We start from the raw sequence: 25,221 nt of genomic DNA on the forward strand, positions 1-25,221 counted from the left end.
TACTGCATCGGCCGGAAAATCGGAATCGATTTTCCGAAAGCACGATGCAGCAAATCCAGGGTGTTAGAGCGTCCTTTGTGCGTCCATTTGGACGCACGGCGCTCTAATGGCGATATTGCTGGATGCGCGTCGTGCGCAGCCCGGCAAGGCCGTATTCATCGATCGATGCCTGCCAGGACAGGAATTCCTCGGTGGTCAGCTTGTAGCGCTGACAAGCTTCTTCAAGACTCAAAAGCCCGCCGCGCACCGCAGCAACCACTTCCGCCTTGCGCCGGATAACCCAGCGACGTGTGTTCGTCGGCGGTAGATCGGCGATCGTAAGAGGGCTGCCGTCGGGCCCGATAACATATTTGACTCGCGGTCGAACTAGATCGGTCATCGTACTCTCTACTAAAAACTCAAAGACCCAATCCCCACCACATTACCGCCACAGCTTTAAAAATTGCCTAAGCGAACCCTAATAGCTAGGTAAGGATCATGAACGCCGCGTTAGTGTTTTCGTCGGCATTTGAGATACCCGCAGGCAAACGCGGATTTGCTCGCAAAAATCGGCGCCGCTGCAAAGCTGGCGCACCCGAAGTGCTTGACCTATATTCCGGCCATTGGCATTCAGGCGCCGTCAATCGGGCGCCGCGCAGAACGAAAGAACCATGAACAGCCTCGACCTTCCCGGAAGCCCGCAAAACACCCGCGTCGTCGTTGCCATGTCGGGCGGCGTCGATTCGTCCGTTGTCGCCGGTCTTTTGAAGCGCGAAGGCTATGATGTCGTCGGCGTTACGCTCCAACTCTACGATCATGGCGCGGCAACGCACCGGGCCGGCTCATGCTGCGCCGGTCAGGATATCGACGATGCCCGCCGCGTTTCCGAGACGCTCGGCATTCCGCATTATGTGCTCAATTACGAGGAACGCTTTCGCAAGGCGGTGATCGATCCGTTCGCCGAGAGCTATGTGGCCGGCGAAACGCCGATCCCTTGCGTCTCCTGCAACCAGACAGTGAAGTTCGCCGACCTCCTGGCGACCGCACAGGAGCTTGGCGCCGACGCGCTGGCCACTGGCCACTACATCCGTTCCGGCGCCAACGGCGCCCATCGCGCGCTCTACCGGCCGGTCGACGCGGATCGCGACCAGAGCTATTTCCTGTTCGCCACCACGCAGCCGCAGATCGACTATCTGCGCTTTCCGCTCGGCGGCCTGTCGAAGCCGCAGGTTCGCGCCATTGCCGAGGAAATGGGGCTTAACGTTGCCGCCAAGCAGGACAGCCAGGACATCTGCTTCGTGCCGCAGGGCAAATATTCCGACATCATCGCCAAGCTGAAGCCGGCCGCCGCCAACCCGGGCGACATCGTCCATATCGACGGCCGTGTGCTCGGCCGCCATGAGGGCATTTTGCGCTATACGATCGGCCAGCGCCGCGGCATCGGCATTGCTTCGGGTGAGCCGCTCTACGTCGTCCATCTCGATGCCGACCGTGCCCGCGTCGTTGTCGGTCCGCGCGAGGCGCTGGAGACGCACAAGATTTACCTGCGCAACATGAACTGGCTAGGCGACGGCCCGCTGTCCGACATTCCGGCGGCCGGGCTGGAGCTGTTTGCCAAAGTCCGCTCGACGCGCCCGCCGCGCCCGGCGATATTGCACCATCGGGCCGGCAGCACCTTTGTCGAACTGGTCGACGGCGAGTCCGGCATCGCGCCGGGCCAGGCCTGCGTGCTCTATTCCGACGACGGCAACGAGGCCCGCGTGTTCGGCGGCGGCTTCATCGAGCGTTCCGAGCGCGGCGCCGAAGCCGAGGCGATGCTGAATCGGCTTGCGGCCCGGCCGGCGCAGGTTCCCGCCGAATAGACTAACGGCGCCGCTAGAGACCGTTTTTCGAAATTCTCTCTGGCGAGTCATATGGTGGTGGATTCGAGAACCGGAGCGCAGCGGACATTTGGGTCCGTCGGCACCGGAAGCGCAGAAAACGCCATCAGATGGCCGCCAGAGCGAATTTCGAAACGGTCTCTCAGGAAGGCGATCCGGTATGGGCGACCGTGCCGGCGGTCAGGATGCGCAGCACCCTGATGGCTTCCTCGCCACTGGTGCGGGGTTCCGCCCGCGTCTCGATGCACTGGATGAAATGTTCGAGCTCCCGCGTCAGCGGCATGCCTTCCCCGACCGCCACATAGGACGGCTCGTTGGCGGTGAAGGCCCATTGGCCGCTGTCTTGCCATACCGCGTGGCGGTAGACGGCAAGCTTGCGCTCCCACGGCTCGACATCGTCGAACACCGCCATCGCCTTGGTGCCGACCACGGTCAGCCGCCGCTCGCGGTAGGGATTGAGCCGCGAGGCGAAGAGATGGCTGCGCAGGCCGTTGGGAAAGCGCATGTGCAGATGCGCGAAGTCGCTGAGCCTGTCGAGCAGGGCAGCCCCTTCGCCGCGCACCTCGACCGGCTCCGAGCCGGTGATCGCCAGGATCATCGACAGATCATGCGGCGCAAGATCCCACAACGCGTCGTTTTCGGTATGGAACTTGCCAAGCCCTAGCCGGTGCGAGTGGATGTAGCGCACCTCGCCGAGCTCGCCATTGTCGATCAGCGCCTTCAGCGTCTCGAAAGCGGGATGAAAACGCAGCACATGGCCGACCATGAAGACGCGGCCATTGTCGGCCGCGGCCTTCACAGAGCGCTCCGCGTCGGCCACCGTCAGCGCGATCGGCTTTTCCACCAGCACATCCTTGCCGCCCTCGACGGCGCGCACCGCCATGTCGGCGTGGAACTGCGGCGGCAGCGCCATGACGATGGCATCGACGTCTTTGCGGCCAAACAGCGCCTCGGGCTCGATCGCCAGGCAATCCTGCTCGCTGGCGAATCCTTCGGCACGGGCAGGGTTGGCGTCCGAAACCGCGTGCAGCGCGCCGAGCGCCTTGAGGGTGCGGATGTGGTTGCTGCCCCAGTATCCGCACCCGAGGACTGCAATGCGCGGTTTCATCAATTTCAGACCATGACTTTCGTGGCCGAGACATAGCGACGTGCCTCGTCGAACTCAACCCCGGTAGCTCAGCTCGAATGTCTGCCCGGCAAAGCATTTCGGCGACCCCCAATATGACGGCATGCCGGCTGCATCGATGCTTGACAGGCTTGGTGTCCCAACCTTATATCCGCGCGACCTTGGCGAATGCCTCGACATGCCTTCGATTTGAGGCGGATTTCGGGCCTTTCGTCGCCCTGGCGGGGTAGCTCAGTTGGTTAGAGCACGGGAATCATAATCCTGGGGTCGGGGGTTCAAGTCCCTCTCCCGCTACCAGTCATTTCTTAAGTAAAGTCAACCGCTTGGCAATCGGCCAGCTCTCAAAGCTGGCCGATTGTGTGTCGCACCATGTTGCAAGCAGCTACCGTTGATTTCCAAGGGTTTCCTGCGACTATCGGCGGGTCCACGCGACATGAGCAAACAAGACAAGTCCATCACGCCCAACCCCGTTTGGTCGGCGATGATCTTGCCGCACTCGTCCGTCGGCGTGTTGGACAGAGCCCTCCACAATCGGGATTGCCGATCACAGAAATCAGCCAAGTCCGAACATTCCTGCGCGGTCAAGTTCAAAAGGTCGCGTGCTGTCACTGGTCCGATGCCTGGAGGCGTGGTCGCCTCATGCAAGAACGGCAGGCCCGCTGCAACAACACGGTGTCCTGAATAATCAGAACCTATCCGCCCGGAAAGGCGTGAGATCGATGGCCGGCGGCAGACCGGCGGCGAGCTGCGAAACGATCTTGCCGGTGACGGCGCCACCAATGAGGCCCTGATGGCCGTGGCCGAAGGCGTAGATGACGTTTTTTGCCCGCGACGCCCAGTCGATGACGGGAATGCTGTCGGGCGTTCCCGGCCGATGCCCCATCCAGCGCGTGACCTCGCCGACCTCCAGTTTCCGGAACATCGGCCGCGCCTGCTTCAGGAGAACGTCCGCCCGGTTCATGTTGGCTGGCGCCTTCAGGCCGGCGAATTCGACATTGCCGGCGATCCGCAGACCATCTTCCATCGGCGACGCTACGAACTTGCGGTCGGCCGAGATGGTCTGGATGCGCAGGCCGGTGTCGGCCCCCTTCACCATAACATGGTAGCCGCGCTCGCTCTCCAGCGGAATGTGGTCGCCGAGCTTGCGAGCAAGGTCGCCCGACCAGGCGCCGGCGCACAGCACCACGGTCTCGACCGGCATGCAGCTGCCACCTTCAAGCCGCAGCGCCGAGGGACCGTTGGCGCCCATATCGAAGCCGAGCACTTTTGCCCTGACGAAGCGGGCGCCCTGACGTGCCGCATGTTCGGCGAGCTTGGCGACAAGCCGGCCCGGATTGGGGCACTGTCCCTGCTCGGGCAGGTAGACCGCACTCTTGAAGATCGGCGCCAAAGCCGGTTCGAGTTGCCGAATTTCGTCCGCACAGAGGATGTCCACCTTGACGCCATGCTCGCGCCGCAACCCGAGGCCGTAGGCACCCTTCGACGGTCCGTCGGCCGTCTCATGAACGAAGAGCTGGCCGCGCTTCTGTAGAAGATCCTCGCAGCCGGCGGCCTTGACCAGCGGCTCGTAGCACTCGAACGTGTAGCGGTGCAGCGAGCGCATGGCTGCCGATATCTCCTCGACACGCGGCTTGCGGCTCGCGGCCAGGAAGCGCAGCAGCCAAGGTAGCGCGTGCGGCAGATAGGCCAGCCGCACGATCAACGGACCTTCCGGATCCATCAGCCATTTCGGCACGTTGCCAAGCACGCCCGGCATCGAGTTCGGAATGCACGATCCCGGGCAGATGCCGCCGGCATTGCCGAAGGAACATTGCTCCTGTGAGCCCGGCAGGGCCGGATCGACCACCTCTACGGCAAAACCCTGCTCGAGCAGGTAGTTCGCGGTGCAGACGCCGATGATGCCGGCGCCGATGACCGTCACCTTGCCGCGCGGCGTGCCTGTCGATGCCATGGCGATCGATCCGTTGTGCCGATCAGGGCGCGATCGCGCTCGGCGTGCCGGCGCGGAAGGCCGGCAGCGACCGCGCCACCATCTGCTGCAGCATGCGGAAGTCGGAGAGATAGGCCATGAAGCGATAGCCCAGCTTGCGCATGTCGACGCCGTAGGCGACCGAACCGCAATGGATGCCCGGAATGACGCCGGCTTCCTTGCACTTGGCGGCGATGTATTCGATCGCCTCGTAGACGGCCGGATAGCGCGGATCGAAACCGGGCGCCTCGCCCATGGTCACCGCAAGGTCCGACGGGCCGACGAAGATGGCGTCGAGGTTCGGTGTCTTCAGTATGTCTTCCAGGTTCTTCACCGCCTGCTCGCTCTCGATCATCGCCATGGTGATGATGGTGTCGTTGGCATGCTGGAAATAGTCGGCGCCGGCGTAGAGCGAGGCGCGCAGCGGCCCGACGCTGCGACCGCCCTTGGGAAAGTAGCGGCAGGCCTTGACGAAGGCGTCCGCTTCCTCGGCGGTGTTGACCATCGGGCAGATCACGCCATAGGCGCCGGCATCGAGCACCTTGCCGATGATCGCAGGGTCGTTCCACGGCACGCGCACCATTGGCGTCGTATCCGTCGTTGAGATCGCCTGCAGCATCGGCACGGCGTCGACATAGTCGGTCGCGCCATGCTGGAGGTCGACGGTCAATGCGTCCCAGCCCTGCTGAGCCATCAGTTCCGCCGAGATCGACGACGGAATGCCGAGCCAGCCCGTCACCACTTCGCCGCCGGCGGCCCAGATGTCCTTCACCTTGTTCTTGCGCATAGCTTGAGGTCCTTTGCTATTGTCGGGAATTCAAAATCAGGTCCGCCGCTTTTTCAGCGATGGCGATCGTGGTGATGTTGGTGTTGGCGGCAACGATGGTTGGCATGATCGAGGCATCGACGACGCGCAGGCCCTGCACGCCGCGCACGCGGCACTCGGCATCGAGCACCGCCAGCGGGTCGCTGTCGGCGCCCATCTTGCAGGTGCCCGACACATGCCAGCCCGACCAGACGGACTGCTTGACCCAGTCGGCGATCAGCTCTTCATTCCCGAGCATCGCCTGGATGCGATCGGTGGTGCCAAACTTGCGCTTGAGCAAGGTCTCGCGGAAGAACGGCGCGTAATCAAAGAGGTAGGCCGCGGTCGCGGTCTTGACCCAGTTCGATGGCTTGCGGACGCTGAGCGCACGCGCCTCGTCGCTGTAGCCGGCCAGGAACCATGTGTTGACGTGCTGCTGGACATCGGGCGATTGCATGATCTTACAGATGCGCCTGAAGCCATCGACCAGGCGCATCAGGTCGCGACCGTCGGAGGCCATGTTCAGATCGACGATCGGCTCATCGGTCTGGACCGCCGACTTCAAGGTGACTGTGCCCCGCGAATAGGATTTGTTGACGCAGACATTGAGCGCGCCCATCGCCTTGCCGAGCGGATGCCAGCCGGCACGGTTGACCGGCATCAGCAGCATGTCGCCGGGATGGCAGCCGGCATAGTTGGAAGAGTATCTCACACCCAGGAAGATATGGCGCCGCTGACCGGGCTTGAGCCGTGCGGATTTCTTGAAATGCGCGCCGACGGCTAGATGCGGATGATCGGTCAGGTTCTCACCGACGCCGGGGCGATCGGCGACCAGGTCAATGCCCAGCCGCTTCAGCTGCGCCGCCGGCCCGATGCCGGCACGAAGCAGGATCGCTGGCGAATGCAAGGCGCCGGCTGAAACAATCGTCTCGTTGGCGTTGTAGATCTTTGCGCGGCCAGCGATCGTGACCTCGACGCCGGTGATGCGCGTTCCCTCGGTCACCAATCGCTCAACGAAGGCATTGGCGAAGATGTGCAGGTTCTTGCGGGCCCGCACCTCGGCGTCGAGATAGCCAATTGCGGTCGAGACGCGGCGGTCATTCTCGTTCGACAAAGGCAGCGGGAACGAGCCATCCTCGAAACTTCCATTGTAGTCCGGCCGGTAGGGGTACTCGCTTTCCGTCACGCTGAGGACGGATCTGGTGAAGCCGGCCCAGTCTTGCGGAAAGACGCGGCGGATCGGAATCCGTCCGCTCTTGTTGTGAAGTTCGCCATCGAAATCGAGATCGCGTTCCAGCTTCTTGAGATAGGGCAGCATGCCGTCCCATCCCCAGCCGGGCAGGCCGAGACCTTCCCATTCGTCATAGTCATGCGGCATACCGCGCACGGCGAACTGGCCGTTGATGCTGGAGCCGCCGCCCATCACCTTGGCCTGTTCGAGCTTGGCCGTCTTGACCACTTGCGCGTTCTGTTTCGGCGAGCGGTTGAAGACGCGCAGTTCCGTCCAATGGTATTTCGGGTCGAAATAGGAAAGGCCGGGATAGCTGTCGGCGATCACCTCCGGGACGTCATCCGGCGGTGTGTCGGGTCCGGCTTCGAAAAGCGCGACTTGCTTCGCGCCGTTCTCCGAGAGGCGGCTGGCGAGCACGGCGCCCGCCGAGCCGCCGCCGACGATGATGTAGTCGAATTGCATTGGCGTGCGCTCGCTTCAGGCGTAGTTGGCCCAGATGGCCTTTTGGCGCAGGAACGCCTCGATACCGGCACGGCCCATATCCTTGCCGAAGCCGGAACCCTTGTAGCCGCCGGCCGGGTAGGTGAACTCCGGGCCGCGTCCGTGCTGGTTGATCCAGACCATGCCGGCCTCGATCGAATCCGCCGCCTTGAGCGCCTTCTTCAAATCCGTGGTGTGAACGCTGGCGGCGAGCCCATAGACCGGATGCGCCGCAAGGGCGAGACCCTCTTCCAGGTCGGTGAAGCTGCGCACCGTCAGCACCGGACCAAAGAACTCTTCCTTGAAACCGATATTGTCGTCGGCGACGTTCTCCAGGATCGTCGGTGTATAGAAACTGCCCTCGTTGCGACCTTCCAGCACCATGCCGCCGGTGACCACCGAGGCGCCCTCGCTGACGCTGGCACGCACCATCGTATCGATGCGATCGAGCTGTTTGCGGCTGATGATCGGCGCGAAGGTGGTCGCCTCGTCCCAGGTTGGTCCGGCCTTGATCGCCTTGGTCCGGGCGACCACGCGCTCGACGAGTTCGTCAGCAATCTTGTCCTCGACGATCAGCCGAGAGCCCGCCGTACAGACCTGGCCGGCATTGTCCATGAAAGCCGCCGCGACACGGCCGGCCACTACGTCGATATCCCCAGCATCGGCGAGCACCAGTTGCGGACTTTTGCCGCCAAGCTCGAGAGTGACCGGCTTGATGCCGGACTGGGCCGCCAGCGTCATGATCGCGGCACCTGTCTGCGTCGAGCCGGTGAACGAGATTTTCAGGATATCGGGATGGCGCACGATCGCCGCCCCCGTCGTGTGGCCGTAGCCGTTGACGACATTGAACAGGCCGGCGGGAACACCGGCCCTGGCCGCAAGCTCCGCCAGGGCGAGAAGGCTGTGGGGGGTCAATTCGGAAGTCTTCATCACCACCGCATTGCCGGCGGCCAGCGCCGGCGCGAATTTCCAGGCGGCGGTGATCATCGGGAAGTTCCAGGGAACGATCGCGCCGACAATGCCATAGGGCTCATGCTTGACGATGCTGACTGCGTTCGCCTCGGTCGAGGTGACCGTGCCTTCGATCTTGTCGCAGAACTCGGCGTAGTAGCGCACGACGCCAGCGGTGCGCACCGCGTCGCGGACAATTGTCATCGAAATCAGCCGGCTCGACCCCATCGCCTCCAGCTGCCCGAGATAGGTTGCGTTCTGTTCGATCAATGCCGCGAAACGCAACAGCACGGCGGCGCGATCGCGCGGCGCGATCTTCGACCAGTGGCTTTGCACCAGCGCCCTTTTTGCAGCATCGACCGCTAGCTGCACCGCCGCTTCACCGCCATCGGTGACAAGACCCATGGGCTGGAGATCGGAAGGTCTGAGGACTTCGATTTCCGTGCCGGGCAATTCGACGAATTGCCCACCGATATGATGGCCCCTCGGGATGGTTATTGTGGCGGGATCGAAACTCAGTGTCATTGAACTTTTTCCTTTTGCGGCCAGCTCGAAAGGGGGCGCATTCGACGATGTCCGCTTGATTGCTGTGCGTGAAGAAGGCGCGTCTTCAGCACGCCTTCTCTGCCTCGCGTGCCTCGAGGAACGGACGAAGCAGATCCGCCGATTCATGGAAGCGTCCGACAAAACTTTTCAGGCGCGGATGTTCAGGATGCAGCAGTACTTTGGATGGCGGCCCCTGCTCCGCGACCAGTCCCTGATCAAGGAACACCACCCGATCGGCGATCTCGAATGCGAAGCCCAGTTCGTGAGTGACGACCACCATGGTCATGCCGCTCCTGGCCAGTTCGACCATCGCCTTCATGACTTCGCCGACCAGTTCCGGGTCGAGCGCCGAGGTCGGCTCATCGAACAGCATCACCTTCGGCTGCATGGCCATGGCCCGGGCGATCGCGACGCGCTGCTGCTGACCACCGGAAAGCTGGCGCGGATACTTTTGCACGTGCTGCGCCAACCCCATCAGGTCGAGCAGTTGCAGCGCCTTTTGACGTGCCTGCTCTTTTGGCTCCTTTTTGACGACGACCGGACCTTCCATGACGTTTTCCAGCGCCGTCATGTGCGGGAACAGATTGAACTGCTGGAAGACCATGCCGGTGTTGGAGCGGATGCGGTTGACTTCCTGGGCCGGTATCTGGGCGCCCTTGCCATCGGCCTGCCTGTCGAACAGCGTCTCGTTATCGATGACGATGCTGCCGCTGGTCGGCACGTTGAGCAGGTTGATGCAGCGCAGCAGCGAGGTCTTTCCCGATCCACTGGCGCCGATCAGCACCACCACTTCGCCTTCCACGACCGATAGATCGATGCCATTCAGCACACGCTTGTCGCCGAACTTAAGGCAGATGCCGTCCAGCTGCAGCACTGGCTTGCCGTCGTTCTCCGGCGCGGGGGCATTCGATTGGGTGATGCTCATTTTACGCTGGCCCCGCTCTTTTCGAGTTTCCGGGATAGCAGCGTTAGCGGAACCAGGATGATCAGGAAGATGACGCCGACGGCGGTGTATACTTCCATCGGCCGATAGGTGAAGCTGCTGATGTAGCTGGCCTGATAGAGAAGATCCGGGACCGTTATCATCGACAGCAGCGTCGTATTCTTCATCTGGATGATCGACTGGCCAGCCAGGGGCGGGATCATCTTGCGAAAGGCCTGCGGCAGGATGATGCGGCGCATGCGCTGGCCATAGGACATGCCGATCGCGGTCGCCGCGTCCGTCTGGCCCGGATCGACCGACTGGACGCCGGCGCGCAGGATCTCGGCGTAGAAGGAACCGACGTAGCAGCTGAGCCCGATGAAGCCGGCCCAGAATTTGGTGACATTGATGCCGGCGAAGATCGGGAAGGCGTAATAGACCCACAAAAGCGTGACGAGCAGCGGAATGTTGCGGAAGAACTCGACATAGATCTGGCCGAGGATCACCAGCGGCTTAAATGTGCTCAGCTGGATGAGCCCGACGAACAGGCCGATCAGCATGCCGGCAGCGATCGTGATGACGGTGAAGTAGAGCGTCATCAGGAGGCCTTGCCAGAGCAGCCCGATATTGTTGGTTATGACTGTATAGTCGAACATGGCGTCCTCACTGGTTCGATACACGTCCAGTGGTGGCCTGACCGCCGCACCAGGCGGCGGTCAGGCTGTTGCGATCAGAAGGAGAACCCTGCCGGAAGGATCGACAGGTCGATGCCGCGGGCTTCCCACGATCGAGCAAGCTTGCCCTGCGCAAGGCCGAGCGAACGCTCCTGCAGGATCCAGTTGGTCAGGAAGTTGATGTAGCCGGCATTGCCGGGCTTGCGTGCGACGGCAAGCGTTGCCGGATTGCGCAGGATCGGCTCCGGCAGCGAGACATTGCCGATCTTCTGGTTGGTGATCTGCAGCGCATCGAAGATGGAAAGCACAACGCCATCGGCGCGGCCAGCCTGGAGTTCCATCAGCGCCAGGCCGCGATCTTCCACCGGCGTGATCTTGGCTTTCGGCAGCAGGGCTTCGGCGACGACCTGCATCGTGCTGCCCTTCTGCACGACCACGGTCTTGTCGGGTGAGTTGAGCTCGGCCCAGGTCTTGACCGGCTTGCCGGGAGGCGTCAGCACGGCCCAGGCATCGGTGAACAGCGGCTCCCACAAATAGTCGACGACAAGGCCGCGCTTCGGGTTCGGATTGACGCCGATGGCGATATCGATCTTGTTGGACTGGAAGTCGGCCGCCAGATTGCCCCAGGTCGTCTCGACAGGCTCGAGCTTGACGCCGAGCTGGGTCGCGATCTCGCCCAGGAACTCGTAGTAGAAGCCGCTCCACTGGCCCGTGGCCGGGTCCTTGATGTAGCCCGGCTCCTCGCCGGTCATCACCGGCACCTTCAGCACGCCGCTGGCGCGGATCTGGTCGATGACAGCGGATGGGTTGTCGTCCGCGGAAGCGGCGATCGGCGCCGAGAGCAGGCCGAGGCCAATGGTCAAGGCGGCCATGAACGTACGAATGACTGTGAGTTTCATTTCATTCCCCTTTCTGAGTTATTGGTTGGTTAGCGGCATAAGAATCCCTGCGAGAGAGGATCGCCTTTCTCGAAGAAGATGGTCTGGGTCGAGGTTATGAAGGCGGCGCCTTCGATCTCGACAATCATCGCCTCCCGGCCTTCGACCTGGGCGCGGCCTTGCAGGCGTGCCTCGAACGGAATGCCAAGGATGTTCCTGGCATGATAGGTCTGGTCGGGGCCGATCAGCCCCTTCTGCAGCAGATATGTGAGCCGTGCCGAGGTCCCGGTGCCACAGGGCGAGCGGTCGAACTTGTTGGACTCCAGGACAAGGAAATGCGTCGCCGAGTTTTCGCTGTCGGCATCGTAGAAAAGCACGCTTGGCGCTACAGCGCCGACGAACAGCGGCATGTCCTGCGTCGCCGCCCTGATCGCGCCCTTGATCCTGGCGCCGGCTTGCATCAGGGCTGACGCGCTGTCGGGGACGAGCTTCAATCCGAGCGAAGCCGCATCCACAAGCGCATACCACATGCCGGCATAGACGATTGCCGCATCGACCTCGCCGACACCCTCGACGGCAACGCTCAGTTGCTCGAGCCCGACATAGCTTGGGACATTGGCGATTCGAACCCGATCGAGCGAGCCGTCTTCGTTCCAGTTCAGATGAACCGTGACGATCCCGGCCGGCGTTTCCAACGTGAAGCTGTCGCCGGTTTCAGCGGAGATCTGCCCGGTGAAGGCCAACGTCCTGGCAAAGCCGATCGTGCCGTGACCGCACATGTCGAGATAGACATAGGACGAGATGAAGAAGGCGCCGTAGTCGGCAGCATCCGAGGCAACCGGCACAAGACCGACCATGGCCGCATGGCCGCGCGGCTCATGCAGGAGCGCCGGGCGAAGATGGTCGAAGCGCTGGCGGAAATGGTCCCGTTTCTCCCGCACGCTCGAACCGGCGAGCTTCGGGACACCGCTCAGGATGACTCGCGTGGGATGACCGGCCGTGTGGGAATCGATGACGCTGAACGCTGACGAGAAGGTTGACACGAACTAGCCCTCTCCGAAGGCGTCGCGAATGCCGGCTCGCATGCTCTGCCAGATTTCCCGAATGAGGTTTTCGGTCATCGCCTTGGCGTTCTCGCCATCGCCCGCGGTGATCGCGTCATAGATGCGAGCCGTGTCGTCCAGGGAAAGCTGGATGATCTTCGGATCCTGCTCATAGGCGTGATAACGATAGCGCAAGGCCTGCTTCTCCAAGCCGCCGAGCAGGCGCGTCAGCGTCTTGTTGCCGGCAAGATCGTAGGTCAGGAAGGATCCACGCACGTCGACGATGAAGAACTGCCGGGCGTCGTTCCTGGACTGTGCTTCCTTCAGCTCGGACAGCAGTACCTTGAACTCGGCTTTCTTCGCGATGTCGGCGGATTCGGCGGCCTGCTTGGCGACCAGCCCTTCCAGCTCGATGCGGCACATATAGACTTCATCGAAGTCACGCTGCGACATCGGCGAGACCCAGATACCGCGCCTTGCCTCGCGCATCACCAGGCCGTCGCGCTCAAGCAGCCGCAAGGCTTCACGCACCGGCGACCGGCTGACACCATAGCGCTCAGCGACCATTTCCTCGGTCAATCGCTCCCGGGACTTGAGCCGGCCGAAGATGATCTCTTCCTCGAGCATCTCGGCGAGATTCTCAGGGATGGCTGCCGACAATTTTTGGATACGCGCCAAAATCATGTCGACACCATATTGTATACACTGTACAAGTCAAGCCATGGCGGTCATCTTCTTTTGACGGGCAATCCGCTTGCGGATTGCCCCTGACCACCGGATTTGAAAGGGCCAGAAATGTATCCAGAAAAGATCGAGCTGTTGATTGATGGCGAATGGAGCCAAGGGGCGGACGGCAAGACCGAGCCACTGATCAACCCTGCCACCGAGGAGGTGCTGGCAACCGTGCCGCATGCCACGGAAGCCGATCTTGACCGCGCTCTCGCCGCTTCGGCCAAAGGCTTCAAGTTGTGGAAGACCATGACCGCGATGCAGCGCTGGGCGATCATGAACAAGGCTGCCGACTTGATCGAGCAGCGCAAGGATATCATCGCTCGCACACTGACGATGGAGAATGGAAAGGCGCTCGCCGAGGCCACTGGCGAGGTGCAGTTCGCCGCCGACGCGACCCGCTGGTACGCAGAGGAAGGCAAGCGCGCTTATGGGCGCATCGTTCCTGCCCGGCTGCCCGGCGTGCGGCAGATGGTGTTCAAGGAACCGGTCGGGCCCGTTGTCGCCTTCGCTGCCTGGAACTTTCCGGCCAGCAACGTCATTCGCAAGATTTCCGGCGCGCTCGGCGCCGGCTGCTCGATCATCCTGAAGCCGGCGGAGGAGACACCCGGAACCGCGGTCGCCATTGCCCGCTGCTTCCAGGACGCCGGACTGCCGGCAGGCGTGCTCAACATCGTGTTCGGCGAGCCTGCCAGGGTCTCGTCCTATCTGATCGCGTCGCCGATCCCAAAGAAGGTCTCGCTGACCGGCTCGACGGCCGTTGGGAAGCTGTTGCAGAAACAGGCGGCGGATACGTTGAAGCGTTGCACCATGGAGTTGGGCGGCCACGCCCCCGTCATCGTTTACGAGGACGCCGATCTCGACAAGACGCTCGATACGGTCGTCGCCTTCAAGTTCCGCAATGCCGGCCAGGTATGCACCTCTCCAACGCGCTTTTACGTGCACGAGGCCGTCTGTGACCGCTTCATCGACGGGTTTGCCTCGCGCGCCGAAAAGCTCAGGATTGGAGACGGTCTCGACAGCGCTGTGCAGATGGGACCGATGATTGCGCCACGGCGGCTCGATGCCATGGACGCTTTCGTCAGCGATGCAACGGCAAAAGGCGCGACTGTCATCACCGGCGGCAAACGTGTCGGCAACAAGGGCTATTTCTATGCTCCGACATTGCTGAAAGACGTGCCCGACACGGCGCGTATCATGTCCGAGGAACCGTTCGGGCCGATCGCGCCGACGACCACCTTCTCGACCTTCGACGACATGATCGAGCGGGCAAATTCGCTGCCGTACGGACTGGCTTCCTTTGTCTTCACCCGCAATCTCACTCTTGCCCAAAAGACCGAGGCGGCGCTGGAAGCCGGAATGGTCGGCGTCAACCATATGATGGTGTCGACACCGGAAACGCCATTCGGCGGCGTTAATGAATCCGGCTATGGGTCGGAAAGCGGCATCGAAGGCCTCGACGCTTATCTTCGGACCAAGTTCGTGACCGAGATGTAGAGTGCGGCAATCGATGGCAGTCTCCGGAAGCCAGTCGGGACGCTCCGCGGTGCTTGACTTCTAGGTCCTATCGATCTTGGCGGTCGCGCTTACCCCGTCGAACTGGCGAGGAGCAATTGCGTCCGCAACATGGAGCCGACAATTCCTGCGCGACTTGGCAGCCCGATCGGCCGAGATCGGCCTAATGGCGAGCGCCTTCGAGCAATCTTGAGCCTTCAGCCGAAGTCGCTAGGCACCGATCGTCTCGGCAAACGGGGGGGCGCATCACTTCAGGCGTTCGCAACATACCATCTGTGCCAGCGAGGCGGGACCTCTCTTTCACGTTGCATCGCGGAGGAACTCCTCAGCGACGAACGTCTCGAAGGCTGGCGAAGCGAACTCTGATGGCTCGTCACTGAATTTTAGCGTCGCGGGTCACCCTGACATCGTTCAGCCCCTTCAAAGCATCCCGATTCCCGGTGCCTGCGGCCGCACGAAAAACCTGTTCCGCATCGCCGAACCGCCGCAGTTTCAGATATGCGTAGCCGCGCAGCACCATCAGGCCGGTGCGCTCGGGCGCAATGCGCGACCTCTCATCCAACGCCATGAGGACCTCGACATATCGCCCCTGATCGAAGGCGGTTGTCGCTTGGGCTTCCAGAAGCGCGGTTTGTACTTGGACCCTGCGGTCGGCATCCAAAGGAGCCTTGGAGGCAGCCACTGCCGCCATGTCGGAAAGCCCGGCACGCAAATAGGCCAGGCTTTGCCCGTACGCGGCGTCGGAGCGGGTTTTGCCGGAACCGCCTAGCGCGATTTCAAAGGCTGCCGCGGCTTCAACCGGCCTGTTTGCCTCCATGAGGCACCAGCCGCGCGTAAGCGCTGCGACGGGAGCCAATGACGCTGGATCGATGGTGCTCGAGCAGCCTCGATTCTGCCGCTTGGCTCTGGCACGAGGGCTCGCTTGTGCGTCATTTCGATTAGATCTTGGCTGATATGTTCTCGCCTGATCCTCAGGGCGACTCTGAATCACCGGCTGTCGCGCGCGCGGTTCTGTCCCCGCGTCTTTTCCGACGGCCGCCGTCTCGATGCTGCGCTCGCCGACCGTCGGTATGCGTTCCGAGCGTCCCGCCCAAGCCGCCTGTATTTCCCGCGCACCGGCCTTGTCGCCGATTTTCCAGCGGGTCAGCGCGAGGCCGTAGGCAGAAGGCTCGTCGTCGGGCTTCCAGTCGAGCGCGAGCTTGAACCATTGCGCGGCCGTCTGCCATTGGTCCAACCCGTCGGCGTACCAGCCGAGCTGTTGTGCGGACGCGGCATCCTTGGCGGCGTAGACTTCCTGAACCATCCGCTGCAGGACTTCAGTGCTGAGGGGCGGCGGCGGCGTGACAGCCAGGAGGTTCGCTACCGCAGCCAGATAGACGCGTCGCACATCTTCGTTCGTATCGCGCCAAGAAAAGAGGATTTGCTCGGCCTCTGCAGGGCGATTCTGGTTGATCAGCGCAAGCGCTAGCCCTTGCGATGCGCCGGCTGTGTCTTCCTTGTCATGGGCCTTTCGAAACCATTCTTCCGCATCTTTCGGGTTGTCACGGCGGACGTAATACCAGCCCAGCAAAAGGGCGTCGGACGGCAACCCGCCTTCGGTCGCCAGCGCTTTCACAGTCGCAATATCGGCTGGTGCGACAACCAGCTTCGGGTCCGCGTCGGCGTCGGCAAGGCTCTGTCTGGCAATATCGCCGCGTATCGCCGAAAATTCCCCCTTGCCGTCGGCCGTCTTCTGCTCCGTGGCCAGAAGCTGCTCGAGATTTGGCCGCGACAGCAGCGGCAACGCCTTCTGTACTGTGGCTATGCGTTCCTCGGGTTTCTTGCAATTGTTCAGCACATAGAGGTAGGCGTCGCGCGCCCGGTCCTCACGTTGTGTGTGCGCGAAGGCTTCGGCCACGCGCCAGAGCACATCGACATCGCCGCATGTCAGCAGACTTGAACTGGTTGAGCCAATCCGGATGACGGCCTCGTATTGTTTTAAATTGGAGGCGTTGATGAGTTGTTCCCTGGCTTCCGCGACCGCCAGCCGGTCGAGCAGGTCCGCTGGAGGCTGCCAGCCGGCCTGCGCGGTTTGTCTGTCGGCTATCGCCTTTCGTACCTCGGCGAGTTTGCCTTCGGAATAGAGCTTCCACATCTGGTCGAGTTGCAGGTCGCCCACTTCCTGCACGGCCAAGGGATTTTCCGGAGGCGTCCATTGCGGGTAGAGGGCTCTCAGCCGGGCAATCTCAGCCTCCAGCCGCTTGGTATCGCCCTTGGAGGCAAAATAGCGGAGCGCGGTCTCGTCGACCTTCGGCGACGCAGCACGCGCACTGTTGGGCTTGGCAGGAGCCGTCGTTGCGGGCGCTTGCTGCGCAACAGACGAATATCCCGCCTCGGATTGAGCATTGCCGGTAGCGGGACGATCGGTATCGGGAATCGAAGCCCCACCACCGAAATAGCCGGCGTCTCGGAGAACGACCGCGCCAAGCAGCGCCACGCCGGCGGCTATGAACACCACCGGTTTCATAGACAATCCGGCTTGTGGCGCCTTGCATAGGACAGCGCCAGCAACTGCAAGGTCGAAGGGTAGTAGTCGGTCGGCGTGAACGACCGCATGTCATCGGGCAGCGGTGTCCCGTCGAGGACGCAGGAGACCAGGGCGGGGATGATGCGATAGCCGGCATCGTCAAGCAATTGACGTGTTTGGCCTGTGGCAATGTTGACGATACGCACGCGCCCCTTCTGATCGGGCATTTGGGTCATGAATGGTTCCAGCAACGCCCGGTCGCGATTGCCTGAACGGACAAGGTAAAGCGGGATTCGCACGGCATTGTAGCTGAATTCCTGGGGAAACCCATCGGCAGGACGAGGTTTGGCCTTCAAGGACACCCAATCCGGCGGCAGGCTTGATACCCCGATTTTCATCGAAGCCGCCAGCAAGGCCTTGCCACTGTCGTCGACTTCCCGCCAGGGCCCGTCCGGCACCAACTCGGCCAATACCGGAAACGCTTCGAACACCCAGTAGGACGGGTTGACGACGGGGCCGTCCTTGCGGTCACTGGCGGCGAAGCCCGAATTGCCCGGCTTCAGCAGAACAAGGTCGCCCACCGTTTCCAATCCACCGGCAGCCAGCGCGACCGCGATATTGCGTGCCGAAGCGCTGAGGTCAGGGCGCTGCCAGGCAGCCCCTGCGAGCGCCAGACCGTAAGCGATCAGCACGTCGCCATCGCTGGCATTGTTGGTGTCGGCTACGTGCGGGGTCGCCGCCGGATCCCATTTCCAGGCAGCCAATCCATCGTTCCGCACCAGCATCTCCGTGCGGGTGAATGCCCAGATGCGATCGAAATCACCCCTGTTATCGGCAAGATAGGACAATAGCAGCCCGTACCCCTGACCTTCGCTGTGACTGATCTTTCCATTGGCGTTGTCAATGATTCTTCCGCTCGGGTCGAGAAACTTTTCCTTGTAAAGGGTCCATTCCTTCGCCGTAATTGCTCCAGCCGATCGAGCATCCCGGGATTGCGCCATCACGACAAGCAGGGCGCCGGCAAGAACAACAAGCAACGCCCGCGCCGAACGTGTCACCTGCGCCGTCCCAGCGCGCCAAGCAGTCCGGCGGTTGCAAAGCCCAGCAAGATCGACAGCAAGGTCAGCACGACAGCATAGGACAGCGCATTGGCGGATAGCCAGTTGGCGACGATCAGGCGATAGTTCCAGATTGAAAATGGCTGCGTTTCGACGAAATTGAAACGCGTGACTGGCACGGTGACAACCTTGTCGTCGCTGGCGTCGACGGTTGTGATGTGTCCTTCCATCTGCCGCCAGGTACCCTGTTCCGTCAGCGAACGGACACCATCCCGCAGAGCACCGACCGTCGGAGCGGTAACGAGCGTCCATGTGCCGGAACCCGCCGGGCTGGCTTCCTGCGCGACGACCAGGCTGGCGCTGCCTTGCGGCGTGAATTCGGCTGCGGGGCCTGGGAAGATCCGAAATGAATTCATGGATATGTTGAAGGTCCTTGTCAGCCAATCCTGAAGCGAGCCGATCTGGCCGCGCCAACCACTGTCGCGCAGCCTTTCGCGCCATCGGTCGAATGTCGCTTCGGTGTTCGGACGAATCGATGCGACGGTTTCCCCCCATGTCGAGGAGGCATCATTCGAAACGCCGACCTGCGCCAATACTGTCGGGGGGACTTGCGAGATCGCGCTGATGAACAGAGCGTTCCTGTCCGCCACGGCGGTGGCCGCGGTCAGGGAGTCCACGGCGATGAGGCGTCCGGCTGCGACCGACATGCGCGCCAGCAGCGTGACCCCGGCGGAAACGCTCTCCGGTTGAGTACGGTCCATGATCAGCGGCAACGTGTATTCCGAACGGTTGTAGGGGAAGCCGGTGCCGCTGATACCTGCAAGATCGGGCGTCCTGGCCACTCGCGCGAAGTCGGGCACGGCGAACTCGGAGCTGTCGAAAATCACGAAGCGCTGGCCGCCTTGCGCCGTCGCGCCGGGCGCGCATATTGCGTCGGCCCGGGTCATGAGAACGGCTTCAAGCGCAATGACGTTGTCGCCCGGTCTGAAGTGCCGCATGGTGACCTTGATCGGCAGATGCCGCAGAATTTCGCCACCGGAGGTCGTGATCGGCACCGTGGCGGCAATATTGTCATTGACATAGACGTCGATGTGGCTCCCGGGCAGCACGTCCTGCGAATAGGCGGCATCCAGCAGGATCGTCGCTTCGCCATAGGCGTTGGCATAGAAGTCGGAGGGAACCCCGACCGCGAAATCGGTGCGTACCCTTCGTCCTGAGAATTCCAACGTATTCATGCCAAGCTCCGAAAACTTCAATCGGCTGGCACTCGACAGCAATGGCACATCCGGCATCCGCCATGTCCGGGTCGACAGGCTCGTCCGCAGGCTGCCTGCAGGCCGGTCGACTTGCTTGGCAATGTCGTCGATCGCCATATCGACTGCCTGCCAGGTGGGGCCGCTCACCACCAGTATGGAAGGACCAAGCTTGGGATCGTCGATCAATGTTGCCACCGGACCGGTTTCGGCGGCGGGGGGAACTGTCGCCAGCACATTGGAAAGCTCCGATGCTGGCCCCAGGACTATGGTCGCCATGCCGGGTTTGGCGACTGACGATCCGGTCTCGCTGACGTCGAAGGACTGGTTCGGCATACTGGCCATCAGCGCCAGTGCCTCACCCAGGCGCACCGCCGGTGACGTCGAGATTGTTTGTCCCATTGACGGAACAATCAGGTTGAAGGTCGTTGCGCCACTTTCGTCCACGCCGATCGCGCGCAGATCGTCGACGCGCTTCCAACGCCCCGCGTCGGGACCGTCAAATGAAAGAAAGGTCTTGGCCGTGTCGATCTGCGTCCACAGTTCGTAGGTCGATTCAATGGTGCAATCCGTACGGTGCCTCTGGAGCGCGGATATCGCTATGTCGTTCATCCCGGCGTGCAGCAGGTTCGCGGGTATGTTCACAGAGATGTCGGAGGCATTCTCCGACGAGGCGATCGGCGCATCGACCAGCTCGCTGCCATTAATGGATATTTTCAGACGCGACGCCTCGGGGGCGACGACGACAGCATTTTGATAGACGAGATGCAGCTCTGCCTTCGCGGCAGCCTGTTCCGGCGTGAGAAAGAGGGACCAGGAGCGCTGCGAATACTCCCCCGAAAGCACCAGCTCGGTGAATGGCACGATATAGCGCCGTACCAGCGAGGCGGCCGGCTGCGGTGCCGCCGCTGCAATCGGCGCGCTGTCATTTTGGGCTGGCGCCACTCCTGTCGGTTGAGCAGGCGCGGGAACAGCCGGCTTTTCGGGGGACATGTCGAACGGGCTGGTTTGGGAGACTGCCGGCGATACCGCCAGCAGAAGCAATGCAACCGACGCGAAAACGGCTCTCATTGCCGCTTCTCCGCGAGTTGTCCGATGGGCTTTATGTTGTCCTGTCCGCGCAGGTCACGCCAGAAGTAAACCAGGCCGCGGTAGGTCTGGTAGATCGCCAGCCTCAGGAACCAGAACGTCCCCCGCAGCAACCCCGGATTGCCTCTGCGCGACAGCTGGAACTGTTCCCACTGCTTTGAGTTCGCGAAGATCAGGTCGGCGACAAGCCGATGATGAACGGCTTCGGTCGGCAGGTAGAGGCATCCGATCGCGATGCTGTCCGTTGTCCGCTCGAAGTTTCGTATCGACACCGGCAAGACGGCTTCAGTCCCGTCGGAGAACAATTTGAACCGAATTCCAGTCTTGGCATCGATCACGAGATCCTCAAGCTCGGCACCGAAGACCAGCACGCGGGCGCCGTTTGCCGACACATTCTCGATTGTCCCCTGTAGCCATTTCCCGGCGACCTGGAAATCACAGCGACGGCTGACCTTGACGCGTCTCGTGGCCGCGCGCTCTCCCCGTTCGGAGACCACGCCCAGCGCGCAGCCGGCGATGATCAGGTTGAGCAGATTCCAGCCCCCCACGACCAGTGTGACATCCGCTTTGTATGGCTCGGTGTAAACCTTGTAGACCGTCATCGCCACGCCGGCGAGCAGGACACCGAAGATGGCGAAAAACGGCTTTCCGATTTCCGATAGCCGGCTCCTCGCTATCGATTCATCCTTTGCGGTGACCTTGAATGTCGGTTTCCTCGGATTCAGGATCACGGAAATCACGGCGGGGAGCAGATGCACCGTCTGGACATATTCATAGAGCTCCGAGACCCATGGCCAGCGGAAAGCGCCGTAGAGATAGTTCTGCATCATCAGGTTCACGATCATGTAGGCGAGCGTATAGGCCATGAACTCGCCGCCGGACGCGGTGAATATCTGCAGGTCGAAGAACAGGTAGAACAGCGGCGCGATCAGGAAGATCGTCCGCGGGAACGGGAACAGCCAGAACAGGGTTGACGACATGTAGCAAAGACGCTGCGGAATTGAGAGGCCGCGCTTGAGCGGCGGGAATCTGAATCGCAGTATCTGCATCATGCCCTGCGCCCAGCGGCTTCTTTGGCCGATGAAACTGGCGAAGGTTGCCGGCTGCAATCCGGCAATCAGCGGTTTGTCGACATAGACGCTATGCCAGCCACGCGCGTGCAGTTCGACCGCGGTCTCGCAGTCTTCGGTGATGCTGACGCCGCTGAAGCCGCCGGTTTCCGCAAGAGCCGTACGGCGCAGCACCGCCGCCGATCCGCAGAAGAAAGCCGCGTTCCATTTGTCGAGGCCACGCTGAATGATGCCGTAGAACATCTCATTTTCGGACGGCATTTTTTCAAAAGTGCGAAGGTTTCGCTCGACTGGGTCTGGATTGAGGAAGAAATGCGGCGTCTGGACGAGGAATAACTTCGGATCTTCATCAAAATAGCCGACTGTCTCCTTGAGAAAATCGCGTGCCGGCGCATGATCCGCATCGAACACGGCGATGAGCTCACCCGTCGACTTTGAGAGTCCGTTATTGAGGTTGCCGGCCTTTGCATGTTCGTTGCGATCGCGCGTCAGGTAGTTCACGCCCATCTCGGCGCTCAACTTTTGCAATTGAGCATGGCGCCGCTCCGCATTGTTGGCGTCGCCGATTTTGTCCGAGTTCCGCTTCTGAACGGTTCCACCATCATCGAGCAGCCAGACATTGAATTTGTCGGCTGGATAATCCATGCCCTTGGCTGCGGCCATCGTGTTGGCCAGCAGGTCCGGATCTTCGTTGTAGGTGGGAATGAAGACGTCGACCGAGGGCATACGATCGCCGGAATTGGCGCGCGACGGTCGCGAGGGAAGCGGCAGCGCCACGACGAAAAGGCTGAGCGCCAGCATCAGCACGCTGTACATTTCCGCGAGATAGACCATCAAACCGGGAATGAAGTTCTCCAGCTGGTTGACCGGCGGCAGCGTGCTTGTCGTACGCCAGTACACATAGCGCATGACGATGGCTGTGCCGAAAGCAAGGGCAACCAGCCGCCAGATGCCATCCGGTCGCACGAGCTTCAGCACCATCATGGCGACGAGCACGCACATGCCGGCAACCAGTTGGGTTTCCAGACTGATGGGCAGCGTCACAAGTGTGAGCACGCACACCGATGCCAAGGCCCATTGAACGACGCTGAGGAACTTCTGCATTCATGCCTCTACATTCGGACGCTTGCACCTGTCGGTCCAATCGCGTCCCGGTCCCCGGCTGCGCCCCCTGCGTTCCCAGCTTTTGTGGGGTGCGCCACCACTCGCAGCGACCATGCATCCGAACACGTAATGGTTGATTTCGGCTTCATGGCCCATGCCCGTTCTCGGTATGGTTAGCGAATGGTAAACTGGCTTATTTGCACCCGCCCGCCGCGTCAGCCACGCAAGGCGGCGGCGGCACGATCGGCACAGTGCCCTTCCCGACGGTATCCGCCGCGGAGACCGGAGGCGCTACGGACGAAGCCGGCATTCGGGAGTTGGCACTCTCCGCTCCCGGCGGCGGTGGCACGACAGGCCCCACGGACGCTGGCTGCGAGGGAGCTGGAGGTGGCTCTACCGACGCCTGCCTCTGGGTGCGATACACGCCGTCATTTGACTGTCTCGGCTGCGCGGCGGGCGGCGACCCGGTTACAGTCTCGAAACGCGAAATACCAACGGGGTAGATCGGCTGCCCTGCTTTGCCAAGGGATGCATCTGGCGCGGCGGGCTCGCCATACGGATTCCAGTTGCGCGTCTTGAAGGACGAGGTGATCGTATAGCCATACATGACGTCGAGAAGTCTTTGCTCGGATGCACTCTGGTCGCACAAACGAAGACGAACCTGGATCGAGCCTCTGTTCCCCACCCAGGTTTGGGTCATGCCGGTTGAGCTTATGCGCTGCCAGCCGTAAAGACAGGTGTCACCCGATGCCGAGCGCCCCGCGGCATAGCCAAACGGCCCATATTTGTTCTGGACATAATAGGGCGAACGCAACATCCGGATGCCCGGCAGCAGCCGCCGCATCTCCGAGCCGACATCGCCGATCGGAAGGAATCCGTCGCGAAGCCGGGTTTCCCCGGCAGCCGAAGTATCGACCGGCCCAAACAACTGAACCCTCAACATGTTCTGGCCGGGCGTACGCGCCGACGTCGAGAGCAGAATGTCCTGCTGAGTGGCATTGGTGAATCGCCGCTCGATGACGGCGGTGATTGCAGGGCCGCCTGGCGCGGGAAACGCAAAAGCCGTTTCGGTCGAAACGAGGTTCGTTCCGGACGAATTCACAAGCGGCGGAGGCTGGGCGCAAGCGGCAAGCATCAGTACCAGGGCCAGGCCTGCAATCTTAAGAGCGAACGCCGCACCAATTCTCCACAGGCCAGAGCCTCGAATTGAATCGAGACGCTCCCTCAAAACCGGGCAGACGTGGCGACCCTCGGCGAAGTCCATGCATGCGACGCTATGAGATTCGCGCTGCTTGACGAAGGAATAATCCCGGCAAAAGAACCTTGCCCCCAAGAGAAGCCTGTAACCGAGTCAAATTTGCAACTCGCCCTTGTCAGAACTTCACCGTGAGGAAGCCTTTATATGATTGGTACTGGGAGCCGCGCTCCAGCAATCCATCATAGGCAAGGCCCAGCGACATCGATCGAAACGCAAGGCGCAGATCGGCGCCGAGCACAGCAGCGTTTCGTTCAACGGGGACGCCGCCAATAAAGAATGGGCTCGCGCCGGCGAGTTGGTGCCACTCTCCGCTGCCGCTAAGCGATGTGAAGCGCCAGCCGGCCATTGCCCCGAGCCGGACCAGCAGATCACTGCTCCAGGGCAACTCGGCGCCCATGCGCAATCCGGTCGTGGTGATCAAGCCGTCCAGATGCGAGGCCTGGATGTCCAGCGCGGCGTCACCGCCGCTTTCGGACCAGCCATCCGCATCCCAACGCGCATAGGTCAGGTTGACGAACGGCGCAATTTCGGCCCGAGCAAGTTTGAATGGATAGTCGATTTCGCCGAACACCTGTCCGGAGCGCGCATTGTAGTTGCCTTTGACTTTGTCCCTGAAGGCTCCAAAGGCGATGCTTCGTTCGGAATTGATTTCATGCCAAGAGTACAGCCCGCCGAACCTGCCCCGCAATCCCGACCCTGCCAATGCCGAATAGGCCCCGATGCTGAGCGTGTCGACATTGGCGTCCGACGCGCGTGCGTTGACGTCGAAATCGCTCTCGCCATAGCCCGCCGCAAGGCCAAGCAGCCAGTTTTCACTCAATTGAAGATCGCCACCCGTGAGAAAACCGGAGCGACTTATATGGCTGCTGGCGGCATTGCCGTCGGAGCCCCCCGCTATTTCGGTCAGGTAGGGATCGAACCATAGCCGTGACCGTGTCTGGGAACCATCTTCGGCAGCGGAATTTCTGGCCTGGGCGAGCATGATATCGCGCAGCGCGGCATCGCTTTCCAACAGGCTATTGGCGAGGCTCGGGTAGATCTCGCCCGAAAGCGCATCGAACGCCGAACGTGCCGCGGATGGACTCGCCGAAGCAACGACGGCATCGACGATCGCACCGTCCGGCAAGTCGGCGAGCGCACCCGCCACGGCTCGCT

The 25,221-nt window shown here is 61.8% G+C and carries 19 protein-coding genes and 1 tRNA gene; 3 read left to right on the plus strand and 17 right to left on the minus strand.

The window, feature by feature from the left end:
- Positions 1-103 precede the first annotated feature (103 nt).
- On the minus strand, positions 104-379 hold the full coding sequence (gene sciP, locus CN311_RS03975; protein ID WP_006203587.1) for a CtrA inhibitor SciP: 276 nt from the start codon (positions 377-379) through the stop codon (positions 104-106).
- Positions 380-650: 271 nt separating this feature from the next.
- Here sciP and mnmA point away from each other — a divergent pair, with 271 nt between their 5' ends.
- Positions 651-1,841, plus strand: coding sequence for a tRNA 2-thiouridine(34) synthase MnmA (gene mnmA, locus CN311_RS03980; RefSeq protein ID WP_097572097.1), 1,191 nt, complete (start codon positions 651-653; stop codon positions 1,839-1,841).
- A gap of 160 nt (positions 1,842-2,001) precedes the next feature.
- On the opposite strand, the gene CN311_RS03985 is transcribed toward mnmA, so the two are convergent.
- The gene (locus CN311_RS03985; RefSeq protein ID WP_097572098.1) at positions 2,002-2,967 is read right to left on the minus strand and encodes a Gfo/Idh/MocA family protein; all 966 of its coding nucleotides are present in this window, start codon (positions 2,965-2,967) and stop codon (positions 2,002-2,004) included.
- A 238-nt stretch (positions 2,968-3,205) separates the two neighbouring features.
- On the opposite strand from CN311_RS03985, the gene CN311_RS03990 reads away from it, so the two are divergent.
- Positions 3,206-3,282, plus strand: a tRNA-Met gene (locus CN311_RS03990).
- A gap of 388 nt (positions 3,283-3,670) precedes the next feature.
- Here CN311_RS03990 and CN311_RS03995 read toward each other — a convergent pair.
- The 9 genes from CN311_RS03995 to CN311_RS04035 all read right to left on the minus strand — a co-directional run bounded on the left by CN311_RS03995 (position 3,671) and on the right by CN311_RS04035 (position 13,168).
- A complete protein-coding gene (locus CN311_RS03995; protein WP_097572099.1) occupies positions 3,671-4,936 on the minus strand; it encodes an NAD(P)/FAD-dependent oxidoreductase in 1,266 nt (421 codons plus the stop codon).
- A 22-nt stretch (positions 4,937-4,958) separates the two neighbouring features.
- Positions 4,959-5,741 carry an HpcH/HpaI aldolase family protein gene (locus CN311_RS04000; RefSeq protein ID WP_064987889.1) on the minus strand — a complete coding sequence of 261 codons (783 nt, stop codon included), beginning with the start codon at positions 5,739-5,741 and terminating at the stop codon, positions 4,959-4,961.
- A 16-nt stretch (positions 5,742-5,757) separates the two neighbouring features.
- Positions 5,758-7,452, minus strand: coding sequence for a GMC family oxidoreductase (locus CN311_RS04005; protein ID WP_097572100.1), 1,695 nt, complete (start codon positions 7,450-7,452; stop codon positions 5,758-5,760).
- A gap of 15 nt (positions 7,453-7,467) precedes the next feature.
- The gene (locus CN311_RS04010) at positions 7,468-8,946 is read right to left on the minus strand and encodes an aldehyde dehydrogenase family protein (protein WP_097572101.1); all 1,479 of its coding nucleotides are present in this window, start codon (positions 8,944-8,946) and stop codon (positions 7,468-7,470) included.
- Positions 8,947-9,031: 85 nt separating this feature from the next.
- Positions 9,032-9,892, minus strand: coding sequence for an amino acid ABC transporter ATP-binding protein (locus tag CN311_RS04015; protein ID WP_097572102.1), 861 nt, complete (start codon positions 9,890-9,892; stop codon positions 9,032-9,034).
- Positions 9,889-10,545 carry an amino acid ABC transporter permease gene (locus tag CN311_RS04020; protein WP_097572103.1) on the minus strand — a complete coding sequence of 219 codons (657 nt, stop codon included), beginning with the start codon at positions 10,543-10,545 and terminating at the stop codon, positions 9,889-9,891. Before CN311_RS04020 ends, CN311_RS04015 begins: the two co-directional genes overlap by 4 nt.
- Before the next feature lie 74 nt (positions 10,546-10,619).
- Positions 10,620-11,462: a transporter substrate-binding domain-containing protein gene (locus CN311_RS04025; RefSeq protein WP_097572104.1), complete on the minus strand. Its 843-nt coding sequence runs from the start codon at positions 11,460-11,462 to the stop codon at positions 10,620-10,622.
- 29 nt (positions 11,463-11,491) lie between these two features.
- A complete protein-coding gene (locus CN311_RS04030) occupies positions 11,492-12,484 on the minus strand; it encodes a proline racemase family protein (protein ID WP_097572105.1) in 993 nt (330 codons plus the stop codon).
- A 3-nt stretch (positions 12,485-12,487) separates the two neighbouring features.
- A complete protein-coding gene (locus CN311_RS04035; RefSeq protein WP_097572106.1) occupies positions 12,488-13,168 on the minus strand; it encodes a GntR family transcriptional regulator in 681 nt (226 codons plus the stop codon).
- Positions 13,169-13,279: 111 nt separating this feature from the next.
- On the opposite strand from CN311_RS04035, the gene CN311_RS04040 reads away from it, so the two are divergent.
- Positions 13,280-14,710 carry an NAD-dependent succinate-semialdehyde dehydrogenase gene (locus CN311_RS04040; protein ID WP_097572107.1) on the plus strand — a complete coding sequence of 477 codons (1,431 nt, stop codon included), beginning with the start codon at positions 13,280-13,282 and terminating at the stop codon, positions 14,708-14,710.
- Positions 14,711-15,101: 391 nt separating this feature from the next.
- On the opposite strand, the gene CN311_RS04045 is transcribed toward CN311_RS04040, so the two are convergent.
- The 6 genes from CN311_RS04045 to CN311_RS04070 all read right to left on the minus strand — a co-directional run.
- Positions 15,102-17,234, minus strand: coding sequence for a tetratricopeptide repeat protein (locus CN311_RS04045; protein WP_097572108.1), 2,133 nt, complete (start codon positions 17,232-17,234; stop codon positions 15,102-15,104).
- The gene (locus CN311_RS04050; protein ID WP_097572113.1) at positions 17,231-18,235 is read right to left on the minus strand and encodes a family 8 glycosyl hydrolase; all 1,005 of its coding nucleotides are present in this window, start codon (positions 18,233-18,235) and stop codon (positions 17,231-17,233) included. The genes CN311_RS04045 and CN311_RS04050 overlap by 4 nt, the downstream gene beginning before the upstream one ends.
- A gap of 53 nt (positions 18,236-18,288) precedes the next feature.
- Positions 18,289-20,616, minus strand: a complete 2,328-nt coding sequence (locus CN311_RS04055; protein WP_097572109.1) for a cellulose biosynthesis cyclic di-GMP-binding regulatory protein BcsB — start codon at positions 20,614-20,616, stop codon at positions 18,289-18,291.
- The gene (gene bcsA / locus CN311_RS04060) at positions 20,613-22,808 is read right to left on the minus strand and encodes a UDP-forming cellulose synthase catalytic subunit (protein WP_097572110.1); all 2,196 of its coding nucleotides are present in this window, start codon (positions 22,806-22,808) and stop codon (positions 20,613-20,615) included. The genes CN311_RS04055 and bcsA overlap by 4 nt, the downstream gene beginning before the upstream one ends.
- A gap of 193 nt (positions 22,809-23,001) precedes the next feature.
- Positions 23,002-24,072 (minus strand): cellulose biosynthesis protein BcsN, encoded by a 1,071-nt coding sequence (gene bcsN / locus CN311_RS04065; protein WP_097572111.1) that lies wholly within the window; start codon positions 24,070-24,072, stop codon positions 23,002-23,004.
- A gap of 109 nt (positions 24,073-24,181) precedes the next feature.
- The coding region (locus CN311_RS04070; protein ID WP_133117127.1) for an autotransporter outer membrane beta-barrel domain-containing protein at positions 24,182-25,221 on the minus strand (1,040 nt) is incomplete at its 5' end.

It is taken from the genome of Mesorhizobium sanjuanii (assembly GCF_002529485.1).
GTDB classification, from domain to species: Bacteria; Pseudomonadota; Alphaproteobacteria; order Rhizobiales; family Rhizobiaceae; genus Mesorhizobium; species Mesorhizobium sanjuanii.

Bases quoted from the DNA above. Each gene is read 5' to 3' on its own strand.
- sciP (WP_006203587.1), bottom strand. From the start codon at position 379: ATGACCGATCTAGTTCGACCGCGAGTCAAATATGTTATCGGGCCCGAC.
- mnmA (WP_097572097.1), top strand. From the start codon at position 651: ATGAACAGCCTCGACCTTCCCGGAAGCCCGCAAAACACCCGCGTCGTC.
- CN311_RS03985 (WP_097572098.1), bottom strand. From the start codon at position 2,967: ATGAAACCGCGCATTGCAGTCCTCGGGTGCGGATACTGGGGCAGCAAC.
- CN311_RS03995 (WP_097572099.1), bottom strand. From the start codon at position 4,936: ATGGCATCGACAGGCACGCCGCGCGGCAAGGTGACGGTCATCGGCGCC.
- CN311_RS04000 (WP_064987889.1), bottom strand. From the start codon at position 5,741: ATGCGCAAGAACAAGGTGAAGGACATCTGGGCCGCCGGCGGCGAAGTG.
- CN311_RS04005 (WP_097572100.1), bottom strand. From the start codon at position 7,452: ATGCAATTCGACTACATCATCGTCGGCGGCGGCTCGGCGGGCGCCGTG.
- CN311_RS04010 (WP_097572101.1), bottom strand. From the start codon at position 8,946: ATGACACTGAGTTTCGATCCCGCCACAATAACCATCCCGAGGGGCCAT.
- CN311_RS04015 (WP_097572102.1), bottom strand. From the start codon at position 9,892: ATGAGCATCACCCAATCGAATGCCCCCGCGCCGGAGAACGACGGCAAG.
- CN311_RS04020 (WP_097572103.1), bottom strand. From the start codon at position 10,545: ATGTTCGACTATACAGTCATAACCAACAATATCGGGCTGCTCTGGCAA.
- CN311_RS04025 (WP_097572104.1), bottom strand. From the start codon at position 11,462: ATGAAACTCACAGTCATTCGTACGTTCATGGCCGCCTTGACCATTGGC.
- CN311_RS04035 (WP_097572106.1), bottom strand. From the start codon at position 13,168: ATGATTTTGGCGCGTATCCAAAAATTGTCGGCAGCCATCCCTGAGAAT.
- CN311_RS04040 (WP_097572107.1), top strand. From the start codon at position 13,280: ATGTATCCAGAAAAGATCGAGCTGTTGATTGATGGCGAATGGAGCCAA.
- CN311_RS04045 (WP_097572108.1), bottom strand. From the start codon at position 17,234: ATGAAACCGGTGGTGTTCATAGCCGCCGGCGTGGCGCTGCTTGGCGCG.
- CN311_RS04050 (WP_097572113.1), bottom strand. From the start codon at position 18,235: ATGGCGCAATCCCGGGATGCTCGATCGGCTGGAGCAATTACGGCGAAG.
- CN311_RS04055 (WP_097572109.1), bottom strand. From the start codon at position 20,616: ATGAGAGCCGTTTTCGCGTCGGTTGCATTGCTTCTGCTGGCGGTATCG.
- bcsA (WP_097572110.1), bottom strand. From the start codon at position 22,808: ATGCAGAAGTTCCTCAGCGTCGTTCAATGGGCCTTGGCATCGGTGTGC.
- bcsN (WP_097572111.1), bottom strand. From the start codon at position 24,072: ATGGACTTCGCCGAGGGTCGCCACGTCTGCCCGGTTTTGAGGGAGCGT.